The sequence below is a fragment of the Kaistella jeonii genome (assembly GCF_000812865.1).
Lineage (GTDB): Bacteria > Bacteroidota > Bacteroidia > Flavobacteriales > Weeksellaceae > Kaistella > Kaistella jeonii.
Genome location: NZ_JSYL01000009.1, coordinates 1 through 21,065, shown reverse-complemented (window position 1 = coordinate 21,065; position 21,065 = coordinate 1). Strand labels below are relative to the sequence as shown.

17 protein-coding genes and 1 pseudogene are annotated in these 21,065 nt (G+C 34.4%); 11 read left to right on the top strand and 7 right to left on the bottom strand.

Annotation, left to right across the window (positions count from 1 at the left end):
• Positions 1-3,711, bottom strand: a complete 3,711-nt coding sequence (locus OA86_RS11795; protein ID WP_039353459.1) for a metallophosphoesterase — start codon at positions 3,709-3,711, stop codon at positions 1-3.
• A 23-nt stretch (positions 3,712-3,734) separates the two neighbouring features.
• On the opposite strand from OA86_RS11795, the gene OA86_RS11790 reads away from it, so the two are divergent.
• On the top strand, positions 3,735-4,928 hold the full coding sequence (locus OA86_RS11790) for a Pycsar system effector family protein (RefSeq protein WP_039353457.1): 1,194 nt from the start codon (positions 3,735-3,737) through the stop codon (positions 4,926-4,928).
• On the opposite strand, the gene OA86_RS11785 is transcribed toward OA86_RS11790, so the two are convergent.
• Entirely contained in the window at positions 4,925-7,159 is a 2,235-nt protein-coding gene (locus OA86_RS11785) for a GAF domain-containing protein (protein ID WP_260241909.1), read from the bottom strand. The genes OA86_RS11790 and OA86_RS11785 overlap by 4 nt on opposite strands.
• Before the next feature lie 338 nt (positions 7,160-7,497).
• Between OA86_RS11785 and OA86_RS11780 the strand changes: the two genes are divergently transcribed.
• The 5 genes from OA86_RS11780 (at position 7,498) to folK (ending at position 10,941) form a co-directional block, all read left to right on the top strand.
• Positions 7,498-8,055 carry a DUF4142 domain-containing protein gene (locus OA86_RS11780; protein ID WP_039353454.1) on the top strand — a complete coding sequence of 186 codons (558 nt, stop codon included), beginning with the start codon at positions 7,498-7,500 and terminating at the stop codon, positions 8,053-8,055.
• Positions 8,056-8,057: 2 nt separating this feature from the next.
• A complete protein-coding gene (locus OA86_RS15585; protein ID WP_082017333.1) occupies positions 8,058-8,531 on the top strand; it encodes a plastocyanin/azurin family copper-binding protein in 474 nt (157 codons plus the stop codon).
• A 110-nt stretch (positions 8,532-8,641) separates the two neighbouring features.
• On the top strand, positions 8,642-9,310 hold the full coding sequence (locus OA86_RS11770; protein ID WP_039353451.1) for an FAD-binding oxidoreductase: 669 nt from the start codon (positions 8,642-8,644) through the stop codon (positions 9,308-9,310).
• Positions 9,311-9,385: 75 nt separating this feature from the next.
• Positions 9,386-10,105, top strand: coding sequence for an SDR family oxidoreductase (locus OA86_RS11765; RefSeq protein WP_074781421.1), 720 nt, complete (start codon positions 9,386-9,388; stop codon positions 10,103-10,105).
• A gap of 68 nt (positions 10,106-10,173) precedes the next feature.
• A complete protein-coding gene (folK, locus tag OA86_RS15400; protein ID WP_052257503.1) occupies positions 10,174-10,941 on the top strand; it encodes a 2-amino-4-hydroxy-6-hydroxymethyldihydropteridine diphosphokinase in 768 nt (255 codons plus the stop codon).
• A 55-nt stretch (positions 10,942-10,996) separates the two neighbouring features.
• Here the strand turns inward: folK and OA86_RS11750 are convergent, their stop codons facing one another.
• The 4 genes from OA86_RS11750 to OA86_RS11735 all read right to left on the bottom strand — a co-directional run bounded on the left by OA86_RS11750 (position 10,997) and on the right by OA86_RS11735 (position 16,136).
• A complete protein-coding gene (locus OA86_RS11750; protein WP_039353443.1) occupies positions 10,997-12,184 on the bottom strand; it encodes a threonine synthase in 1,188 nt (395 codons plus the stop codon).
• 245 nt (positions 12,185-12,429) lie between these two features.
• A complete protein-coding gene (locus tag OA86_RS11745) occupies positions 12,430-13,182 on the bottom strand; it encodes an acyl-CoA desaturase (protein ID WP_039353441.1) in 753 nt (250 codons plus the stop codon).
• Positions 13,183-13,292: 110 nt separating this feature from the next.
• A complete protein-coding gene (gene tyrS, locus OA86_RS11740) occupies positions 13,293-14,588 on the bottom strand; it encodes a tyrosine--tRNA ligase (RefSeq protein ID WP_039353438.1) in 1,296 nt (431 codons plus the stop codon).
• A 318-nt stretch (positions 14,589-14,906) separates the two neighbouring features.
• Positions 14,907-16,136: a serine hydrolase domain-containing protein gene (locus OA86_RS11735; RefSeq protein WP_082017332.1), complete on the bottom strand. Its 1,230-nt coding sequence runs from the start codon at positions 16,134-16,136 to the stop codon at positions 14,907-14,909.
• Positions 16,137-16,349: 213 nt separating this feature from the next.
• Between OA86_RS11735 and OA86_RS11730 the strand changes: the two genes are divergently transcribed.
• The 5 genes and pseudogenes from OA86_RS11730 to OA86_RS16220 all read left to right on the top strand — a co-directional run.
• Positions 16,350-17,273 (top strand): mechanosensitive ion channel family protein, encoded by a 924-nt coding sequence (locus tag OA86_RS11730; protein ID WP_039353435.1) that lies wholly within the window; start codon positions 16,350-16,352, stop codon positions 17,271-17,273.
• 120 nt (positions 17,274-17,393) lie between these two features.
• Positions 17,394-18,119 (top strand): sterol desaturase family protein, encoded by a 726-nt coding sequence (locus OA86_RS11725; RefSeq protein WP_039353432.1) that lies wholly within the window; start codon positions 17,394-17,396, stop codon positions 18,117-18,119.
• A 249-nt stretch (positions 18,120-18,368) separates the two neighbouring features.
• The gene (locus tag OA86_RS11720; protein ID WP_039353429.1) at positions 18,369-18,818 is read left to right on the top strand and encodes a KTSC domain-containing protein; all 450 of its coding nucleotides are present in this window, start codon (positions 18,369-18,371) and stop codon (positions 18,816-18,818) included.
• Positions 18,819-19,171: 353 nt separating this feature from the next.
• Complete coding sequence (locus OA86_RS11715) at positions 19,172-20,272, top strand: T9SS type A sorting domain-containing protein (RefSeq protein WP_039353427.1); 1,101 nt, start codon at positions 19,172-19,174, stop codon at positions 20,270-20,272.
• A gap of 216 nt (positions 20,273-20,488) precedes the next feature.
• A pseudogene (locus OA86_RS16220) lies at positions 20,489-20,578 on the top strand (IS982 family transposase); the annotation flags it as partial.
• Positions 20,579-20,594: 16 nt separating this feature from the next.
• On the opposite strand, the gene tssD reads toward OA86_RS16220, so the two are convergent.
• Positions 20,595-21,002: a type VI secretion system tube protein TssD gene (gene tssD / locus OA86_RS11710; RefSeq protein ID WP_039353424.1), complete on the bottom strand. Its 408-nt coding sequence runs from the start codon at positions 21,000-21,002 to the stop codon at positions 20,595-20,597.
• Positions 21,003-21,065: the final 63 nt, after the last annotated feature.

The following is a 21,065-nucleotide window of genomic DNA, read 5'->3' as shown; positions in this document are numbered from 1 at the left end:
TTAGAAGTTGAGACCAAAATTAAAGGAAAAAAGTGTACCGTCTGAACCATAGAAAAAATTTATTTTTCCGGTTATACTTTCTGCTAAACTTAACCATAAACCACCACCGACAGATTGATGCCATTTTTTGGAAAATTCTCCATTATTCCAAACGCGACCAACATCGTAACCACCAAAGATCCCGTAGTTTATAGGTAAAATTGGATTCTTTAATTGTCCTAAATTTAAACGCACATCACTGCTGTTTGAAAAGGAAGATTTTCCCGAAAAACGTTCTGCGCGATAAGCTCGCAAATCATTGCTTCCCCCAATTGTGGATGCTTGGTAAAATTCAAAATTATTATTATTAATCCATTGCATTTTCGTACCATTTGCAAAAACTAATTTTTCGTTATTGGTAATGCGGTGAATTACGTCTAATTGACCGAAAAGCATAAAGTAATTTTTACGAGTTTCTTCAAGATTTGTTTTCCATTCAGATTCTAAAATCATATTCATTCCCAAAGTTGGAAAGCTTTTACTATTATAATTTTCATAAGATAATCGGTACCGCATTGAAGCAAATTTCTGTGTAGAAAAAGCATTAAGATTGATGTTTAGAGGTTCCGAAACAAAACGATTTGGTGTTCTGTCCACTTTATTATGTTCAAATTTGAGCGTGAAAAGATTGGTAAAATTGAGCCAACCAGTTTCAGAAATAGACGGTGAAAAGTGAAGCTGCTCAATTCGCACGCGATTATAACTTTCTTCGCGAATTTCTTTGTCATAGCTGCTTTTATTACTTAAACCAAAAAAGTTTTGAGTGAAAAATGGCGTTGTATAAAGTGCATCAATATTAAAATCAAAATTACCAATTGCCTTTTTGAAAATTCCGTTATAAATGACATCAAAACCTTCGGTTTCAGTATAATAATTAATTTTAAGCTTGTGTTTTTCGGTATAAGGATTTAGAATAAAATTATTGACGGTGTAATCGAAAGTTACACCGACTTTTACACCAAAATCAGGATGATAACCAAAGTTTCCATATTGAGTGAAGTAATTATACTTTGGTTTTTTATAATCGTAAGTATTGATTTCGTAATTATCGCTGATATTTCGCTGAGTTTTCCGATCTGCTTTATAAGTATTATTTGATGATTTAAAATCATAAATTTTTACCCGTTTTCCATCTTCAACTTTGTACACATCATTATTTTGTCCACCAATAAGTCTAATAGTTATTTTTGATTTGCCGGAACCTTGAACATCAAAAATATCATCTTCATTTAAGCCATAAATCCAAATTTCTCTTGTGTTTCGTTCATCATAAGTATTTTGAAATACTAATTTTTCATCTCCATTTTTATCGGTGAAGTATTGTGATATTTCAATTTTTCTCTCTTTTTTAATTATTTTAAAATCATCAATTTTCTCTGTTCCAGTGAGAACTATTTTTTTCTGAAGGACATTAAAATAGATTTTAGCGTAATCTTTTAACTGTGTTTTACGGATTTTCAAAATACTTTTAATTTTGTCAATGCTTGAATCATTTACTTCTTTTGGTAAATTATTGAAGGCAGATTCAATGTCCTGATCCGAAAGATTTTCTATAATAAAATCAGCTTCTTTTAACCAGTCTTGAAGATTAGAATTTTTGGTGAAAATAAGGTCGATTGGGTAGGCTTCACGGTTGAACCATTTTACATTTTGTATTTTCTCTTTAAAAGTTTGCATGTGTCGAAGCGCCGGATCACTCATAATTAATCTGAAAAGTAGACCGTCATATTTGCTGAAAGCTTGATCTCGATCGCGCGGAATCGGTTCATAAATTACTTTTCCATCTTTTTTCCTTTCAAGCCATTTCCATTGATCTTCGTGCCGATCCCAATCTCCAATGAGCATATCAAAAAGTCTCACACGGATCCACGTTTTTTCATCAACTTCATATTTTGGAGATGTTCGCAGATTTTTAAGTACATCATCTGTACTAGCAATATCATCTGCATTATACTTTTTTAAAGTTACTGGATCATCGGAAAACCGCTCTTCAATCATATAAAGCTCGTTTCCATAATCGGTATTATATTTCCCTAAAATTGGCTGTTTCGGTACGTAATAAAGCTTTGGATCATTATGATAAATGTAGAGTTTTTCTGCTAAATTTCCGATAGCAAATGGCGCGTAAGGTTGACTTGTCGTGTAAAAATCCAGTAAAAAATCTTCTGCATAAGTTTGGTCAAACTGATTTCCAACAGTTGAATTTTTAAAAGCAACTGTATTCAAAAAACGAACGGCGCTTTTTTTCATCGCACGCATTGCAAATTCTTGTCCATTAGGGTTTATAAGTCTTAGAGAATTGGATTGATGTCCACCGCCTGCACGAATTGGCTTTAAACCACCTTTAAGATTTTGCAAATCCACGACAGGAACTTCTATTTGAATCCCATATTCTTTTCTATAGTGATCCCCTAGTAAAAAACGGTAAACAAATCCTTTCTCCGTCATTTTTTTGGGGTAAATACTGCTTTTAATAGTTTTTGGAAATTGATTAAAATAATTTGTATTTGTATTTTCACTTTTTTCTGAACGGACTTCAATATTTGCAAGTGACTTTAAATTAGCATTGGTTGTGCTAAAATATTCTGCGGTAATTTTTTCACTTTTTAAAATATCCATTACTACAAAACCACTATTTCCAAAGGAAAGATCGGTGTGCTTTGCGATTGTTGCAGGATCAGATTTTGAACCTGCGCCACTCACTATTTGTCTGATGTCATCCTGTTCGTGGTATTGCAAATTATGATCATGACCAGAAACTACAATTATATTATCATTATTTTGAATCAGATTTTTCATGCGGTTTGTATATTCTGAATAGTGTAAATTATTCAAATCCTCAATACTCGCACCAGAAGCTGTTCTTAAAATATTAAGACCAAAAGTAATTATTGGCAAAGGAATTTTGCTTCGGAATGGGTAAATGTTGTCTTTTAAAGAAGTATAGCCTGCATGAGTTCCAGTGCTGATAATTGGGTGATGTTGCGCAATAATAATGGTTTTATTTTGATTTTTTTTAATTAAATCTTCAACTTCTGTCCAGAAATCTTCACGTGATTTTATTCTGCATTTTTTATTAATTTCTGGGTGATTATTCCAGTTTATTAAATACCATTCTGTGTCGATTGCTATTAATTTGATGTCGTCAGAAAGATTTATATCTTCAATTGGGCAACCATTATTTGGCAAAAAAGCATCTTTATCCTTCATGTAATTTTCCACAAATTTCTCTTGAGCTTTTAGACCTTCAAGTCCGTGATACCAATCATGATTTCCGGGAATAAATAAAGTTTTGCCCTTAAAATTTTTAGTTATTTTAAGCTGATTCTCCAGTTTTTCTTTAGCTAATGGATAACTTTTGCTGTCTTCCGCAGGCATTCCTAAAGGATAAATATTATCTCCTAAAAAAATAAGAATTGAATTTTTATCGGCTGAATCTAGTTTAGTGTGAAGTAAATCTAAAGTTTTCTGCGCTTGTGGATCGTCTGCATTTCCGACATCACCAACCAAAAAAACGCGATAATCTTCGTTTGTAAGCTCTGTTTTTGTGGAAGATATTTGTAAGCTTTTACCTTTCTTTAAATCATAAGTTGCACAGGAATTAAGGGAAAATACGAAGGCAAGGCAATAAATTATCGCGTAATATTTTACAAAATTTGGTTTGAAATTCATATTTTTACATTATAAAATACGCTATGTCACTATTAAAGGAAGCCGAAAATTATATTTTGCAGCTTTTCAAAGATAAGTTATCTCCGTCATACCATTATCATAATTTGGGGCATACTCAAGCTGCGGTTCAACATGCTGCAGAAATTATGAAATCTGAAGATATTGGTTCTTTGCTACAAGAACAAATTTTAATTGCATTGTGGTTTCACGACGCCGGTTACATTGATGGTGAAGCAAACGGACACGAAGAAAGAAGTGCTCAATTAGCGACCGATTTTTTAGAACAGAAAGGTCAATCTTCGGAGTATATTGAGCAAATTCAGAAGTTAATTCTAGTAACAAAAATGGAAGTTGCTCCTAGTAATTTGGCCGAAAAAATAATTAGAGATGCAGATTTTAGCCATGTTGGACAGCAAAATTATGTGCAAATTTCAAATGAATTACGAAAAGAATGGTCAGGAAAAATAGGGAAATCTTATACAGATAAAGAATGGTATAAAGAAAATCTAAATTTTTTGAAAAATAAGCATCATTTTTTTTCAGAATATGCGCAGAAAAACTGGCAGCCGCAAAAAAATGAAAATATTAGAGAGATGGAAGAAAAGCTATCGAATCTGAAAAAAAACGAAGATAAAAAAAGTAAAAAAGAAAAAAAATCTAAAAATAACAGTGATAATAGTATCATAAAAACCGATCGTAGTTTTGATACTATGTTTCGGGTAACCATGAATAATCACACGCGTTTAAGCGACATTGCAGATAGCAAAGCCAATATTTTATTATCTGTAAATGCTATCATTATTTCCATTTGTCTCTCTACTTTAATTCCTAAATTAGATGCACCGAGTAACGCCCATTTAATTTGGCCTACTTTCATTTTATTAGGTTTTAACGTTGTTTCCATTATTTTCGCAATTCTTTCAACACGTCCTAAAATAACAAAAGTGAAATTTTCGATTTTAGATGTTCAAAATCGAAAAGTGAATATCTTATTTTTTGGAAATTTTAACCGCTTAAAATTAGATGAATTCATACCTGCAATGTGGGAACTGTATGAAGACAAGAAATATCTTTATGAAACTCTGGTTAAAGATCTCTATTTTTTAGGAAAAGTTTTAGACCGAAAATATCGGTTACTTAATATTACTTATGTTATTTTTATGATCGGAATAATCGTGTCTGTTTTTGCTTTTGTCTGGTCTTTTATTAAGCTTTAAATTGAAAGTATCAGTGATATCCGAAGTGCTCTTAGACCAATGATACCTTGTAAATCTTCTACCTGTAAATCTTCAATTTTTTGCTCCAGAATACCGGTTTTTTGCAATGGTTTTAGGAACTGCAAAAATTCATTTTTGCTGGCTTCAGAAAAATATACAATCGTAATTTTTCTTGGCGTTACGAGCCGATTTTTAGTTCCTTTAATGTTGGCTTTTTCAATGCGCTTTTTAATAATTTCATAGCGAGAGTTATAAGCTCCATCAACATCAAAACGTTTCTCATCCATTCTAAAACGGATGCTTATCTCGTTGTTATAGGCCATAATTAATGAAGTAACTTCTAACGGTATTGGCAAATCTTTCTGAATTTTATGAAATTTTTGTTCCATACTACATACCGTTTTCAGCTGCCATTCTCGGAGCGCTGAAACGTATTTAGAGTCAAAATGTAAAGAAGGATTAATTGAAGAGCCTATGTAAAGATTATGCTCTACACCATCGGTCTTGAAACGCTCAAAATAATGTGGGAAAATTTCTTGTGCTTTGATCTGTTCTGCATCTAAAAGTGTTGCTAACTCACAATTGGTGGTTGCGATAGAATCATCCAATTTCTTACGTTCATCATAAAAAATTTCATTTTCTAGAAAAATTTTTGAAAAATAATTAGTTCGAAAATTATTTATTTCCGGAAAATCACATTCGCGTAAAAAAGGATGAATCTTATGTTTTAAAAAGCCTTGAAACCGCTGTTCTGTATCAGCTTTCAAATTACAACATATCTCCTCCTCAAAATCTTTGAGTTCGATATAAAATTTAGAAACGAGCTTATCCGAAATTTTCGAAATGATTTCTCGCAAACTGATTATTTGAGTATTTAGATCTAAACTTAAACAAGAACTTCTTAGTTGAGAAGAAGACTGAATATCGGTTTGACCGTAAAGCGGAACTAAATTTTCAAATGTAATTTCTTGAAAATTGTAGTTTTTGTTAGCCATTTTTGCACTAAAAAACTCTTCTGCTTGCTGTTGAAATTTCCAGTAAACACTCTTTTGAATCACTGTATATTCCCGTTGAATTATGGCTTCTAACTGATTTATTCTTTCAAAATGAAATCGCTGAATCGTATATAGAATTGAGGGTATAATAAATTCAATTTTCTTTAATTTAAGCTGACTGAAAGCATTTTTAAAGTTAGAATTAAACTCTAAAGCAGCCATAAGTCTGGTGTTAAATATTAAAGGTAGAACTATAAAGCTGCGAATCTTATTCGCTTTCAAGATTTGGAAAGCAACACTATTTTTTATCTCTTCGTCTAATTTTTCAATATCTGATATGATAACAGGATGTTTGTGAAAATTAAGATGCTGATAACGAGCATCGTCGAGATTAATTACCTGACTTATTTCAACAAGAAATTCAACAGCATGGTTGCTTAGAACATTTTGAAACATTTCAATTCTTTTGAATTTTCTATCTTTTTTATTAAAAGGTATTATACCAAAAAATAAATCTGGAATGTTAAAATAAGATCGAAAGAGGGTAGTAAAATCGTCGTCAATTGTAAAGTTTTCGATATCGAATTTTAATAATTTAGATTTTAAATCTTGAAGAGATACTTCCGCCGTAGTATCAATTAAAGTGATGATTGTAAAACCTTTCATAACCCAGGATTCTGGCGGAAAAAACTGTTTCCAAAGTTTAATGTCTTCTAAATTTTCCAAGAGAAAATCTACCTCTTCATTGGTGGGTATGGTGGTTTCTAACTTAGGATAAACATCAATAAAATCGCCGTTTATCGTTGTTTTATAATGTTTTATAATTCCGTCAGCAGTTGGGATATCATAATAGAGTGGGAGATTATATTGTATTTCTTTTTTATAAAATTTTAATATAATGATACTGCATTTAAAGATGTAAAAATCATCTTCCTCCACGGCGCGGTATTTCATTTCAAAATCAAAACCTGCGTCATCCAGTATAGTACGAAAACGTTTTGTGTAATTGAAAGTACCATTTGTAAAGGGGAAATTAGCCGCTTTTATTTCATTGTGTGTTAGAGCAACTGGAAATAAATCTGCTAAAACTTGCCGAATTAATTCCTGGTGAATCTCAATGAAACCAAAATCATAGATACCATTCTGAAATTCTGGAATATTTTCTATTTTTTTTAAAACTGATCCCGCATAATCCCTCCGAAAATCTACATCATCGTGGTCACGAATGTCTTCCAATACTTTCAAGTATTTGTGGAAGGAGAGTTGTAGCTGAAAGGGAGAGATTTTAAGATGTAAATTTTCCAATCAATATTAAGGTTAAACTTTTAATAAATAGATATTTGATGTTTGCAAAATTAGAAAAAATTTGTGATGGTATCATTATTTCAAAATCATTTTAGAGAGGTAGTAAAAAATTTTTAAAATAAAGTGAAATATTTTGTAACCTTTCTTTCTTAACTCTACTCTATATAATTGGAACGTTAATATCTATTAGAATGATTAAATAAAATGAATTAAAAAAAATAGAGTAAAATCTAAAGTCAAAATAATATTAATTTCAAAAATCAAAAAAAATGAAAACGCTAAAAAACTTAGCTTTATCTGGAGCAGTACTTGTGACTGCATTATTATCCTCAAATACAGTTTCTGCACAAGATCAAAAAATGCCTCAACTCACAGATCCTGAAATTGCATCTGTTGCAGTAACAGCAAACCAGGTTGATGTAGAATATGCAGAAATTGCATTAAAAAAATCAAATAACAAAGCAGTAAAAAACTTTGCTATGACGATGAAAACAGACCACAGTACGGTGATAAAAATGGCAGTAGATCTTGTTACAAAATTGAAAGTAACGCCAAAAAACAATGATGTTTCAAAATCGATAGTAGCCGGAGGAGTTAAAGAAAAAGCAATTTTGAATGCTAAAAAAGGTAAAGCTTTCGACGAAGCTTATGTAGATAACGAAGTTGCCTATCATGAATTTGCAGTGAATGCGGTAGAAAATATATTAATCCCGCAATCTCAAAATGCAGAACTAAAAGCATTATTACAAAAAGCATTGCCAATCTTTAAAACTCACCTTGAACATGCAAAAATGCTTCAAAAAGGATTTAAATCACACAAAATGTAATCATGTTAAAATATGTTTATAAAATAAAATTTACAGCACTTGCATTGGGTTTTTTACTTATTGTAAGTGCCTGTAATTCGGGATCTAAAGACACCATGCCCGCAATAAATAATAACTCTGCAGCGCCGACAAACGATCCGGTTAGCAAAATAGATTCTATAGCAAGTTTACCAAAAGTTGATTCGGCGACAACTTCAAAAACAGTTGTAACAGAAAATGCTAATTTAAAAACAGAAACACATGTTGTAACGATAGAAAATATGAAATTTAATCCTGCAATAATTACCGTGAATAAAGGCGACAAAGTAACCTTTATCAACAAAGATATTGTTGCACACAATGCTACCGAAACAAAAAAATTGTGGGCATCTCCACTTCTACAGAATGGGCAATCCTGGACTTTTGCTCCAGACAAAACTTCAGATTATTATTGTTCGGTACATCTCGTGATGAAAGGGAAAATCATCGTGAAATAATACTCATCACAAGTTAAAAAAACGGATTACAGATCTTGACTTTAGAACTTCGAAAATGAGGTCGTGAAAAAGGAATTTTATCGTATATTTATAATCATTAATAATTAATCATGTCCCAAATAACCAAAATTAAATCGATTGAACATGTTACCCATGATGTTTTACGCATCGTTCTTGACAAACCGCAAGGATTAAATTATATTCCAGGACAAGCGGTCGATATTTCTCTTAATAAACCCAAATGGAGCGAGAAGAAAAACTGCTTTACTTTTACTTCTTTACCGGAAGATGATCATATAGAATTTACCATCAAAACATATCCCGAACATAAAGGAATGACCAATGAGTTGCTTTCTTCTAAACCGGGAGATGAAGTTTTAATTTATAGTCCTTTCGGAGATATTTATTTTAAAGGTGCTGGGATTTTTATTGCAGGTGGTGCCGGAATTACTCCATTTATAGCCATTTTGAAAAGTTTAGAAAAACAAAATAAAATTGAGGGAAACAAACTTATTTTTGCGAATAAACATAAAGCAGATATTATTTTAGAAGCTCATTATAACGCTCTTCTCGGAAAAAATTTCATCAACGTTCTGTCAAAAGAAGAAATAGAGGGTTATGAACACGGATATATTTCTGAGCAATTAATTAAGAAATATTCCGAAGATAATTTGAAATACTATTATCTCTGCGGACCACCACCAATGATGAATGCAGTAGAAGGACTTTTAAAAACTTTAGGAATCGCTGAAGAATTTATAGTGAAAGAAGGTTTTTAGACCAATTTTTATTAAATTTATTGTGCTCAAGTTATATCATCTAGCTTGAGCATTATTTAGCCCAAATAAATAAATATGAAAAATTATGCTTTAGTAACCGGTAGCTCCGATCGAATCGGAAAAGCGGTTGCGATTCATTTGGCCAAGCAAGATTATAATTTGGTTTTACATTATAATTCTTCTAAAGAGAAAGCCCAAAAATTAAAAGATGAAATTGAATCGATTTACGGTGATCTAAAAGTAGAACTGCTTCAAATTAATTTTTTAACAGAGAATGATTTTGATCAAATTTTTGAAGAATTAAAAAAGAAAAAGATCACGATTGAAGTTTTAGTGAATTGCGCTTCAGATTTTATTCCATCAAATTTTGAAGATAAAGGAAGCGACCTTTTTGATAAAGAAATGACGATCAATTTTAAGAATGCTTATCTGCTAACCAAAGCGTTCGCGAGAGTTTTTGGCAAAGGAAATATCATTAATTTTGTTGATACCAAAGTCTCTAAAAATAGTACGGTTCATCTCGATTATATTTTGAGTAAAAAATTATTGAACGATTTTACCAAAATTTCCGCAGTAGAATTGGCGCCAAATATTAGAGTAAACGGGATTGCTCCCGGATTAATTCTTCCACCACCAGGAAAAGATGAAAGCTATCTATTAAATTTAGCCAAGGATATTCCTCTAAAAACAGTTGGTAATTTAGAAGAAATTTTAAAAGCGCTTCAATTTATTTTGGACAGTTATTTCTTTACCGGACAGATTTTATATATCGATGGTGGCGACCATTTGGTGTGAAAAATAAAGTTGAAGACGTTCGAATTAGCTATTAAAGACAATGACAAAAGAAATTTAATTTAGAAAATATGGGATCAAACTATAACCCGAAATTATCCATAGTACGAGTAGAAAATCTACGACTGCGAGCATTTATCGGCTTCATCGATTGGGAAACCGAAAAGTTACAGGATGTCATTATCTCTTTTTCTTTTAAATATGATACTTCATTAGCTTCGAAAACAGATAACGTTGAAAATGCGGTTGATTATAAAAAAATTACGAAAGGAGTTATTGATTTTGTGGATCATAAAAGTTTTCATCTCATCGAAGCTTTGGCCGAGAAAATTTATATCCATATCCAAACTTCAGATTCTGCGGTGCAGGAAATTAATGTGAAGGTTGAGAAACCGAATGCTTTGCGTTTTGCAGATAATGTGATGGTTCAAATTGATGGTACAGACCGCTACAATACTGCAATTATTTCGTTGGGTTCTAATATAAATTCCGAAGAAAATTTTAGTAAAGCTTTAGTTCATCTGCAACAATTAGGGTTTATCATGCAACGTTCTGCATTTATAAAAACGAAACCTTTAAAATTTGAAGAACAGCCAGAATTTTTAAATGGAGCAATCCTTCTGAATACGAAAAAAAGTTTGTCAGAATTAAAAATGCATTTAAAACAAATTGAAGCATTATTGGGAAGAGTGAGAACGGAAAACAAAAATGCGCCGCGCGAAATCGATTTGGATGTTACAACCTACAACGGATTTATCATTGATGAAGATCTGGCTGTATTTCCTTTTCTGATTGATTTTGTGCAACAATTGCAACCGGAAATTCAACTTGAGAAATAAAATAAGGGTCCGTCATCAAAAATACTGGTCTATACAGTGCTTAAATGTTATAATACTAACTTTCAATTGTAAGGTTTTCTAAATATTTGTAACCACTACCGGTATTTAGAAATAAAACTATTTCGTCTGGTAAGATCCAGTTCTTATCGCAAAGCTGTTTGTAAGCTTCCCAAAGCGCTGCACCTTCCGGCGCGGCTAAAATCCCTTCTCTTAAGGCAATTTCCTTCAAAGCTTTTTCAATAAGATGATCATTGATGCTTAAAGCCGTTCCTTTACTTTCGCGTAAAATTTGCAAAATTATTTTTGATGCATAAGGTTTTGGAACCCGAAGTCCGTTGGCAATAGTGAATCCATTATCGATCGCTTCAGAATCCATATTTTTATTCAGAAAAGCCTGTGTAATACCGTCGCAACTTGTAGATTGAACTGCGACCAATCTCGGTCGTTCACTCCCGATCCAGCCCATTTTTTGCATTTCATCAAAAGCTTTCCAGATGCCCACAATTCCCGTTCCGCCACCTGTTGGATAAAGCAAAACATCCGGAAGTTGATAATCGAATTGTTCAGCGATCTCATAACCCATGGTTTTTTTTCCTTCCACTCGATAAGGTTCTTTTAAAGTAGAAATTTGAAACCATCCATTTCTAAGAGAATATTGATCGTTCATTTTTCCACAATCAGAAATACTGCCATTAACTTCTATTAACTCGGCACCATAAAGTCGGCATTCATCTTTAAAAATTTTTGGCGTATCTCTCGGCATAAAAACATGCGCATTTAAATTTCCTTTGGCGCAGTACGCTGCTAAAGCTCCACCTGCATTTCCCGCAGTCGGAATGGAAACATCACTAACTCCCAGTTCTTTTGCTTTTGATAATGCCGCGCTAATTCCGCGTGCTTTGAAGGAACCGGTGGGGTTTCCGGATTCGTCTTTCCAAAAAATCGGTCGGTTTTCCTTATGCTTTAAATTTGAGAATTTCAAAAGTGGAGTTTGACCTTCCCCCAGAGAAATAATATTTTTAGAATTTTTTACGGGTAGAACACTGCTGTATTTCCACATGCTGGAATCATTCTGGTCGAAAATATCACTACCAACGCCCCGCACAATTTTATAATTTGCAAATAGAGTAGAACTGCATTGATTACAGACTGTTTGTATGACGCTCCCCGAGTGGAATTCCCCGCAAGCAGGACATTGTAGATTTTCAAAAAGAGAATTGGTGGAATTGAGGGTTTTTAACATGACACAAATATTATTTCATTATTCAAAGGTATTAAACGGCAGTTTAAAATACCTGCGATGAGACGAAAAGCTATTGGTTTAGAACAGAAAAAGTTTCATTTTATTTAAAATGGAGTCATAAATTTTAATAATTTATTCCAATTTAGATTAACGGAGGAGATTTAGATTTTAGAATTGGATGTAAACATTAAAATGAGAAACAAAAAAAACCGTCTCGCCAATAATGACGAAACGGTTTGTAATTTTTAATGCTCTCTTCTTACGACCTCAACTGGATTCAATCTGATCAGTTTCATTTTGTCCAGCAAAATCATGATCTGATAGGTAACATCCATTTCGTGCCATCTTACGCCACCGAAATTAGCTCTTCCACCGTGTTTGTGGTGATTATTGTGATAAGCTTCACCCATCATTAACCAATCGAACTTCAACAGGTTTTTCGAGGTGTCAGAAACTTTGAAGTTCGTATAACCATAAATGTGTGCAAACCAATTGATGATCACGCCATGGATCGGCGCCATCATGTAAGCAACCGGAAGCAAAAGCCATTGCCACCAAGCAGTTGCGAAAAAGTAGAAAAATGCGGTATAAGCAACCGCCCAACCAATTCGGGAAACCCAGGAACTTGCGAACTTGTCAAAACCTTCCCATTGAGGAACATTCTTCGTGAATTTTTCTTCGATAATTGCTTTCTGACTATTGATATCAGCGTAGATTTTTTTCGTACGCCACATCATTGAAAATAAATTATCGTCGTATTTCGGGGAATGCGGATCTTTTTCGGTGTCTGCAAAAGCGTGGTGCATTCTGTGCATTACGCCGTATCCGTAAGCGGAAAGATAGTTTGATCCCTGCGTTACCCAAGTTAGAATGAAACACAGTTTTTCGCCGAATTTCGACATTTTAAAAGATTGATGCGCCGCGTAACGGTGTAGGAAAAACGTCTGGAAAAACAGTCCGGAATACCAGAGAACGATGATGAATATAATGATTGTCATTGATGTAATTATTTGGTGTAAAGATATACGAAATACCTCTGAAATTAGATTGATAGCGAAAATTTAACGCTGTTCTACATACTAATTTATATCATGTTTACTGTAAGTTTTTAGATCGCTTTCACGATGAAATAATTTTTTTTCCCTTTTTGTAAAAGAAGAAATTTCCCGTCGATGAGGTCTTTTTCTGCGACTTCAAAAGTTTCGCTTACTTTTTCTTTATTAATGGAGATCGCATTGCTCGTCAGTTCTCTTTTGGCTTCTCCTTTTGATTTTAAGAAACCTGATTTATCCGAGATTAAATCAACGATACTACTTCCGACAACTTCAGATTTTGAAAGCTCTTTTTGAGGAACTCCTTCGAAAACTTCCAGGAAAGTCGCTTCATCTAAGTTTACCAGATCTTCTGCCGTTGAACGCCCGAATAAGATCTCAGAAGCTTTAACCGCTTTTTCAAATTCCTCCTGATTGTGAACCCAAACGGTCACTTCTTCGGCTAGTTTTTTCTGTAATTTTCTTTCGTGCGGAGCGGTTTGATGATCTGCAATTAATGCGTCAATTTCTTCTTTACTTAAAAAAGTATAGAATTTAATAAATCTCTCGGCATCAACATCAGTAGCGTTTACCCAAAACTGGTAGAATTTATAAGGTGAAGTTCTCTTCGGATCCAACCAGTAATTTTCGCCAGCTTCCGATTTTCCGAATTTAGAACCATCCGCTTTTGTAATTAATGGAACCGTTAAAGCAAAAGCTTCGCCCTGAACTTTTCGACGGATCAATTCTGTTCCCGTGGTGATATTTCCCCATTGATCAGAACCTCCCATTTGAAGTCGTACATTTTTCTCTTTGTATAAATGCAGAAAATCGTAACCTTGTAATAACTGGTAAGAAAATTCTGTAAAACTCATCCCTTCTGCGCCTCCTTCGCCGGTGATTCTTTTCTTCACCGATTCTTTCGCCATCATATAATTTACGGTAAGATTTTTACCGATATCGCGAATAAATTCCAGAAACGAAATTTCTTTCATCCAGTCGTAATTGTTCACCAATTCTGCGCTGTTCGCTTCAGTACCGTCAAAATTTAAAAATTTAGAAAGTTGTCCTTTCAAACAATCAACGTAATGGTTCAGGGTGTCTTCATCTAAAGCATTTCTCTCGTTAGATTTGCCAGAAGGATCACCGATCATTCCGGTTGCACCACCAACTAAAGCGATAGGTTTGTGACCGTGTTGCTGATAATGCGCCAGAACTTTGATGGGAATTAAACTTCCGATGTGCAACGAATCTGCGGTCGGATCAAAGCCTATATAAGCCGTGGTCATTTCTTTATTCAGTTGTTCTTCAGTTCCTGGCATCATGTCGGCAAACAAGCCGCGCCATTTCAGTTCTTCAATAAAAGCGTTCATTATCTTGCAATTTTTTCAGGTGCAAAGATAGGGATTTTGATGGGAATTTTTTAAGTGAGTTTGTGTATGTAGTAGCACGAATTATAACTCCGCGCGATCTCTTTCCGTGTTTACTTATCGCATGAGCTTGATTTTAGCAGAAATCTTTTTTCATGCGAAAATCTACGCCCCGACCTGAGTGGAAATCCTTTTTTTTCTCTTCCTAACCCTCTGCAAAAGACAGGAAACTTAAAAAAAAGATTGGGAACGGAGGGCGGATCACGGCGCCAAAATAAAATAAAAACGCAATACAATGTTGAAAATTTTTCCCTTATTATTTTATGGATAACCAATCGCTTCTCTGCCCACAATCCCAGCTTTTACAAGTGCCTGCAGACATTTTCCGAGGGATTGATTGCCATCTGTTAAATCCCAGTAAGGAATCATGACGATGAGAGAAATATCTGTTTTTGGATCGTACATCATTGATGAAAGATAACCTTCTGTCGCGCCATTGTGACCGTAACCCAGAAATTTGTTGTTCGTACAACCTAATCCGTAATGAGTTTCAGCAGTATTTGCCGGACCTTCACTGGTTTGCATAAGCGTCACCATTTTTTTGGTCAGAACATTTTCGCCTTTCATCATCGTTCTGATGTATCTGTTGAGCTGATCCATAGTTCCCACCCCATTCCCTTCAGCAACGTGAGGCGACGCATTGATCTTATCTGTAATCCTGGTCTTAGTCGGGTATTGTATCATTCCCGTAACATATGGAGAAGGTAGCTGCTGATCGGTAGCTTGATCCACAAAATTGAAATTTAAGGGAACTTTAGCATTTGCGCCATATATTTTATCTTTCAAATAATCGCCGTAGGTTTTATCTTTTCCGGAACGGGCACTGTAAACGCGTGCAATAACTTCTCCCAGGATCGTGTAACCGGTGTTAGAGTAATGGTAAACGACATTCGGTGCGCCATAACTCAACTTATTGATGGTGACCTGGTTCACCAATTCTGTGGAAGTAAACTGATGGTCTGGGGAATTTTTGAGCGTATATTCTACATAAGAATTATCGCCACAACCAGGGACATCGTCGTTGCTCACGTCATAAACTCCTGCATTGTGCTGCAAAAGCTGTTTGATGGTAATTTCATCCCTGTACGGAATTGCCCAAGCTGCAGTGTTGGGAACATAGGTCTGCGTTGAGGTAGGAATTTTGGAAATTATTTTGTCGTCGATATTAAGCCAGCCATCCTGCATCATATTTAGAATTGCAGCTGCTGTAAAATTTTTGGTGTTGCTCGCAAAGCGAAAATAAGTATCTTTAGTAATGGCTTTCCCGTTTTTTCCGGGCGAACTTGTAAAGTAGGTGCCTTTTGGACTTTGCAAAAGAATGCTGATCGAAGGAACATCATGTCCCAGTTCTTTTTCTAAACTGATTCTTAAATTAGAAATTGAATCATCTAATTTCTGCTGCTCAGTGCTTTCATGAACTAGATTAAAGCTGGTCAGCGAGAGTGCAGTGAGAAGGGCGAAAGAGATGATAAGTGTTTTTAAAGTATTCATGGTTAGTGATTTATGGAACTCAAAGGTAAATAAAAAACTGCAATTTACTTCTGTTTTTTAGTGCTGAAGGTTTGACATATCTAAAATTACTATTCAATGTACTTTTGAATCGTCTCTTTGATGTCTATTATTGTAAAGATGAGAATTGATAAAACACTTAGGCAAAGTATTTGAGTATAATTTTGTTTTGTCTTTAACCCCGAATAAAATTTTATGGAAAATCAACATAATAAAAAATGGATCATCATTTATGGCTCGGTTGCTGTTGCGCTTATCGTGATCTATTATCTCGTCAATTTGCCGATCTTTATTTCCTGGGAACAATATATTCCATTTGTGAGGAAACTGAGCTTGAGTTTATTTTTGATTGCAGTTATTTTTCTCCTCAGTAAATTAATTGAAAGGCTCATCAACAGTCAAAACCATATTGAAGGTGACCGTTATAACCTTTTGCGGATCGTAAGGTTTCTCGCCATTGTTTTCAGTTTGATCGTTGCGGCTTCCTTTTTATTTCAAAATTTATATGCTGCCGCCGTAAGTTTCGGTTTAATTTCCCTTGTTTTAGGTTTTGCCTTACAAGCGCCGATCGCCTCATTTATCGCCTGGATCTATTTGGTTTTCCGGCGTTCTTATTTGGTTGGAGACCGAATTCAGATCAAAGGTTTTCGTGGAGATGTGATAGAAATTAATTATCTCGACACCTCAATTTTAGAATGCAGCGGAGATTATTTGGGAAATGACAGACGAAGCGGCAGAATTATTCGGTTTCCGAACAGTTTGATATTACGCGAAGAGATCATTAATTATTCCGGACCTCTAATTCCTTTTATCTGGAATGAAACTGCGATTCAAATTGCGTTTTCAAGTGATCTGCAATTTGTGGAAGAATGTTTATTGGAAGCAGCGCAGAAAGATTTTAAGGAGCAATACCCACAATATGAGATGCAAAAACATACGCAATGGGAACCTTCCGTTTATTTCAGAAATAATATTTATGCCTGGATGGAAGCAGTCATTAGTTATCCCGTGGAGCCCACAGATACAACAGATCGCAGAAACCGAATTTTAAAATTAGCGTTGCCAATATTGAACGCAGCACCCGAAAAAGTTAAATTTCCAGGAGGTGTTGCGCGATAATCAGAATGAAGGGTTCGATTTTTGTTGCAGATTGCGAAATAATAGGTAGCTTTAAAAGGTGTAAAATATCTGAATTTATTCATGATATTGCGTACGATTCATCATTCTTTATATATAAAAATGGGAGATTTCATAGGATATATATTCGTTTTTTTTGCGATTCTGCTCATTCGTTATTTTACGACTGCAGGATTTTTCTATGCCTACTATTCGAAGGTGAAGGACAATAAAACCGATAAAAAAATTCTTAGTCAACGGCCTCTAAAAAAAGAACAGGTAGAAAAGGAGATTTACTGGAGCATCATTTCATCCGGTATATTTGCATTTTTTGGCGCGATCACGTACTGGCTTTATTTGCATCAATTCACCGCTATTTATCTGAATCCTACTGAATATGGAATCTGGTATTTGCCATTGAGTTTACTGATCGTTTTGTTACTGCACGAAACCTATTATTACTGGGTTCACCGCGCCATGCATTTCCCAAAAATTTACAAAGTGGTTCACAAAGTTCATCATCAAAGTTTGAGTACCACACCGTGGACTGCCTTTTCTTTCCATCCCTGGGAAAGTATCATAGAAGCTTTAGTAGTACCCGTTATTTTAATGGTCGTTCCGGTGAATATTTATGTGTTGCTTTTCTATTTAATATTGATGACCTTCAGCAGCATGATCAATCACCTGGATATCGAGGTCTATCCGGAATCTTTTCGGAAAAGTGTTTTCGGGAAGTTATGGATCGACGCGACGCATCATCATTTCCATCACAAAGAATTCAATACGAATTACGGATTGTATTTTACGTTTTGGGACAAACTGATGGGAACAGAAAGTCGCAAAATGTAGTTTGGCTTATCAAAATATTTTCCAACTTTCCACGAAATCTTAGTGGAAATAAGTTTAAATTCATTTTTTTTTCTTCCTTAATTTTCTTTTAGTTTCTTCCATTTTGAAGTTGTTCCTTTCTTAACCGTTTCTACTACTGTGTTGGGAAATAGGTTGTTCAATTTCTGCCATTCCATAAAATTCATCATTTTTTGATTGTCATTAAAATTTAAAAGCTTAATTTTGCACGCGCAAAAAAAGATTCAGAATATGAAAAGAATAGGTGAACACAGAAAGCTTCTTGGGGTTGATAAAACCGCTACCTTAAAAGACTTAAAGACAATTTACCGGAATACGATGAAAGATTCGCATCCTGATAAATTCGTGAATGACGAAGAAGCAAAACTGGAAGCAGAAGAAACAAGCAAGTCGGTAATTGAAGCCTACCATTTTTTGGTGAGCATCAACCCCGAAACGCAGGAAAAATACAAAGAAGAATACACGGAAACCATTGCAAAATCTAATATTCAGGATTTCTTTTACGAAAAATCTATTTTAAAAGTTCAGCATTTGAATGGAAAAATGTACGAATATATCGGTGTTCCAAGAAATACGTATATCAAAATGGTGAACGCAGATTCGCCCAGCCGTTTTGCAAGAAGACACATCTACGGTGGAGGTTTCATCTACAGAAAAAATGGAGAAGCAATGGAGGATTAATTTCCTTTCATTTTAAAATTCAAGCACAATTTCGGAAGAGATTGTGCTTTTTAGTTTTAGTGATGTTCTATTCTAAATTCTTTGAGGAAATGGAGGAAGCTATTTCAAAACTGAATATTTTAGTTATAGTACTGCAAATTAAATTAATGATGCTACATCGATATAAAATGATTGCATCGAATATTAAAATTTAACCTGAAATGTTAGGAGAATATTGAATAAAATTCTAGTTGTGAATTATTTTTAAAGATTAAATTGAAGGGAGCTGCTTTATTTAAATGATAGTAATTAAATGTATATATTTGTTAGGTATCGAAGTAATAATTCTATTAAAATTTATAAACAATTCAATAATGAGAAAACTCTATCTTTTTTTATTTCTAACACTTATTTCACCCATTTCTATTTCTATATTCCATGCGCAATGTACGGGAGCTACGGTGGAAAGTCTCACTAATCCTGGTCCTTATACCGTTGCCACGCTCAGCGAAGCAGACGGAGTTCGAAACGGACCAAAATATGCCGGATCAACAATTTATTATCCGACCAATGCGACTCCGCCTTATGCAAGTATCGCGATCGTTCCGGGATTTACTGCTGCACCTTCAAGTGTGCAGGAATGGGGACCATTTTACGCTTCACACGGAATTGTTGCCATCATTATCGGCACTAATTCCCTTTATGATCAACCTGAAGCAAGAGCTTTGGCACTTCTAGATGCGTTGGAAACCATCAAACAGGAAAATGGACGAGCAACTTCACCATTAATTGGAAAACTCGATGTGACTAAACTGGCCGTAAGTGGTTGGTCAATGGGAGGTGGAGGCGCCCAAAGAGCAGCAGTACTCGATAATACTATTTCTGCAGTTGTTGCATTGTGTCCTTATTTGACGAGTCCGCAACTTAATCATACTGTTCCTGTTTTAATTTTTAGTGGCCAATCGGATCCTACCGCACCGCCTTCGCAACATGCAAATGTTCATTACAATACAACACCAGGTACGACGAATAAACTTCTTTTCGAAGTTAAAAACGGCAATCATTCTGTAGCAAACAGTCCAACCGGTGGAGGTGGAGCTGTAGGAAAATTAGCACTTTCCTGGCTGAAAATCTATCTTGAAAAAAATGACTGTTATTGTTCGGTCTTAGCGACGGCAATTGTCAACAGTACTACAGTTTCCTCGAAGATCAGCCAAAGTTACCAGTGCAATAATGCATTAGGAGTTGTAGATTCAAAGACAAGATTCAATTTATATCCTAATCCTACGAAAGATTTCGTACAGGTAAATGTTCGGGAGATGGCTTCTTATCAGCTGAGTTCTTCCACCGGACAAATTGTTTTAAAAGGTATTGTGACCAGTTCTAAAAATCAAATCGATCTGTCGAAATTGCCTGCAGGTGTTTATTATTTGCAGATTAATGGTGAGACGATCAAGGTTATTAAAAAACAATAAAGTTTTCATCAAATTTAAAAAGCACAATTTCGAGAAGAGATTGTGCTTTTTTGTTTAAAGTAAATGAGTTTCCAAAAAATATTCTCAAAGTCAGCAGACTTTTTGGAGCGAACTATTATTCAGAAAATTACATTAATTACCCGTAGTGCATTATAAAAGGTTATTCATAATACGATAAAAAATCGTATATTGTATTGACTACCAATCTAATACAGTATGAATAACCTGGAAGCAATTTACGATTTTATTTTAAATCAATTGAGAGAATTAACACCAATTGAAAATTTTTATTTTAAACCGATTAAAAAAGTTTTCAAACTTCTTATTTACCCGGCCAAACTCCTTCATAAGCAGAGGTGCCATAGTCGATTTTTTCTGCACTTACTACGAATGAGATCAACATGTTGTCTGAATCGATCGCGTCGAAATCTACTTCATGCTGGATCACGTAACCGTTGTTCCATTTCAAAGTGATCAATGTTCCTTCTTCATGAGATTTATTAAAAGTAATTTCACCAGTTGTTGGTTTGTATTTACCGTTCAATAAACTTTCTAGTACGTGAGCATCTTCTGTCGCCTCGATGGTTACTTTAATTAATGCATTTGAAGGATCAGATGCAACCCGTCCGGAAACGTCTGTCGATCTTGATACACTGTAATTAAGTTTTAACACTTTTTGTTCTGCGCCTCCATTAAATTTTAAAACGCCTCTTGAATTGTTAGCTGCCATGATTTCTAAATTTTAAATTGTTAAATTATTTTTGAATTATTTTACTGTCTTTTCGTTTTTGAT

What these genes read in the sequence shown, in the direction of transcription:
- OA86_RS11795 (WP_039353459.1), bottom strand. Translation starts at nt 3,711, where the DNA reads ATGAATTTCAAACCAAATTTTGTAAAATATTACGCGATAATTTATTGC.
- OA86_RS11790 (WP_039353457.1), top strand. Translation starts at nt 3,735, where the DNA reads ATGTCACTATTAAAGGAAGCCGAAAATTATATTTTGCAGCTTTTCAAA.
- OA86_RS11780 (WP_039353454.1), top strand. Translation starts at nt 7,498, where the DNA reads ATGAAAACGCTAAAAAACTTAGCTTTATCTGGAGCAGTACTTGTGACT.
- OA86_RS15585 (WP_082017333.1), top strand. Translation starts at nt 8,058, where the DNA reads ATGTTAAAATATGTTTATAAAATAAAATTTACAGCACTTGCATTGGGT.
- OA86_RS11770 (WP_039353451.1), top strand. Translation starts at nt 8,642, where the DNA reads ATGTCCCAAATAACCAAAATTAAATCGATTGAACATGTTACCCATGAT.
- OA86_RS11765 (WP_074781421.1), top strand. Translation starts at nt 9,386, where the DNA reads ATGAAAAATTATGCTTTAGTAACCGGTAGCTCCGATCGAATCGGAAAA.
- folK (WP_052257503.1), top strand. Translation starts at nt 10,174, where the DNA reads ATGGGATCAAACTATAACCCGAAATTATCCATAGTACGAGTAGAAAAT.
- OA86_RS11750 (WP_039353443.1), bottom strand. Translation starts at nt 12,184, where the DNA reads ATGTTAAAAACCCTCAATTCCACCAATTCTCTTTTTGAAAATCTACAA.
- OA86_RS11745 (WP_039353441.1), bottom strand. Translation starts at nt 13,182, where the DNA reads ATGACAATCATTATATTCATCATCGTTCTCTGGTATTCCGGACTGTTT.
- tyrS (WP_039353438.1), bottom strand. Translation starts at nt 14,588, where the DNA reads ATGAACGCTTTTATTGAAGAACTGAAATGGCGCGGCTTGTTTGCCGAC.
- OA86_RS11735 (WP_082017332.1), bottom strand. Translation starts at nt 16,136, where the DNA reads ATGAATACTTTAAAAACACTTATCATCTCTTTCGCCCTTCTCACTGCA.
- OA86_RS11730 (WP_039353435.1), top strand. Translation starts at nt 16,350, where the DNA reads ATGGAAAATCAACATAATAAAAAATGGATCATCATTTATGGCTCGGTT.
- OA86_RS11725 (WP_039353432.1), top strand. Translation starts at nt 17,394, where the DNA reads ATGGGAGATTTCATAGGATATATATTCGTTTTTTTTGCGATTCTGCTC.
- OA86_RS11720 (WP_039353429.1), top strand. Translation starts at nt 18,369, where the DNA reads ATGAAAAGAATAGGTGAACACAGAAAGCTTCTTGGGGTTGATAAAACC.
- OA86_RS11715 (WP_039353427.1), top strand. Translation starts at nt 19,172, where the DNA reads ATGAGAAAACTCTATCTTTTTTTATTTCTAACACTTATTTCACCCATT.
- tssD (WP_039353424.1), bottom strand. Translation starts at nt 21,002, where the DNA reads ATGGCAGCTAACAATTCAAGAGGCGTTTTAAAATTTAATGGAGGCGCA.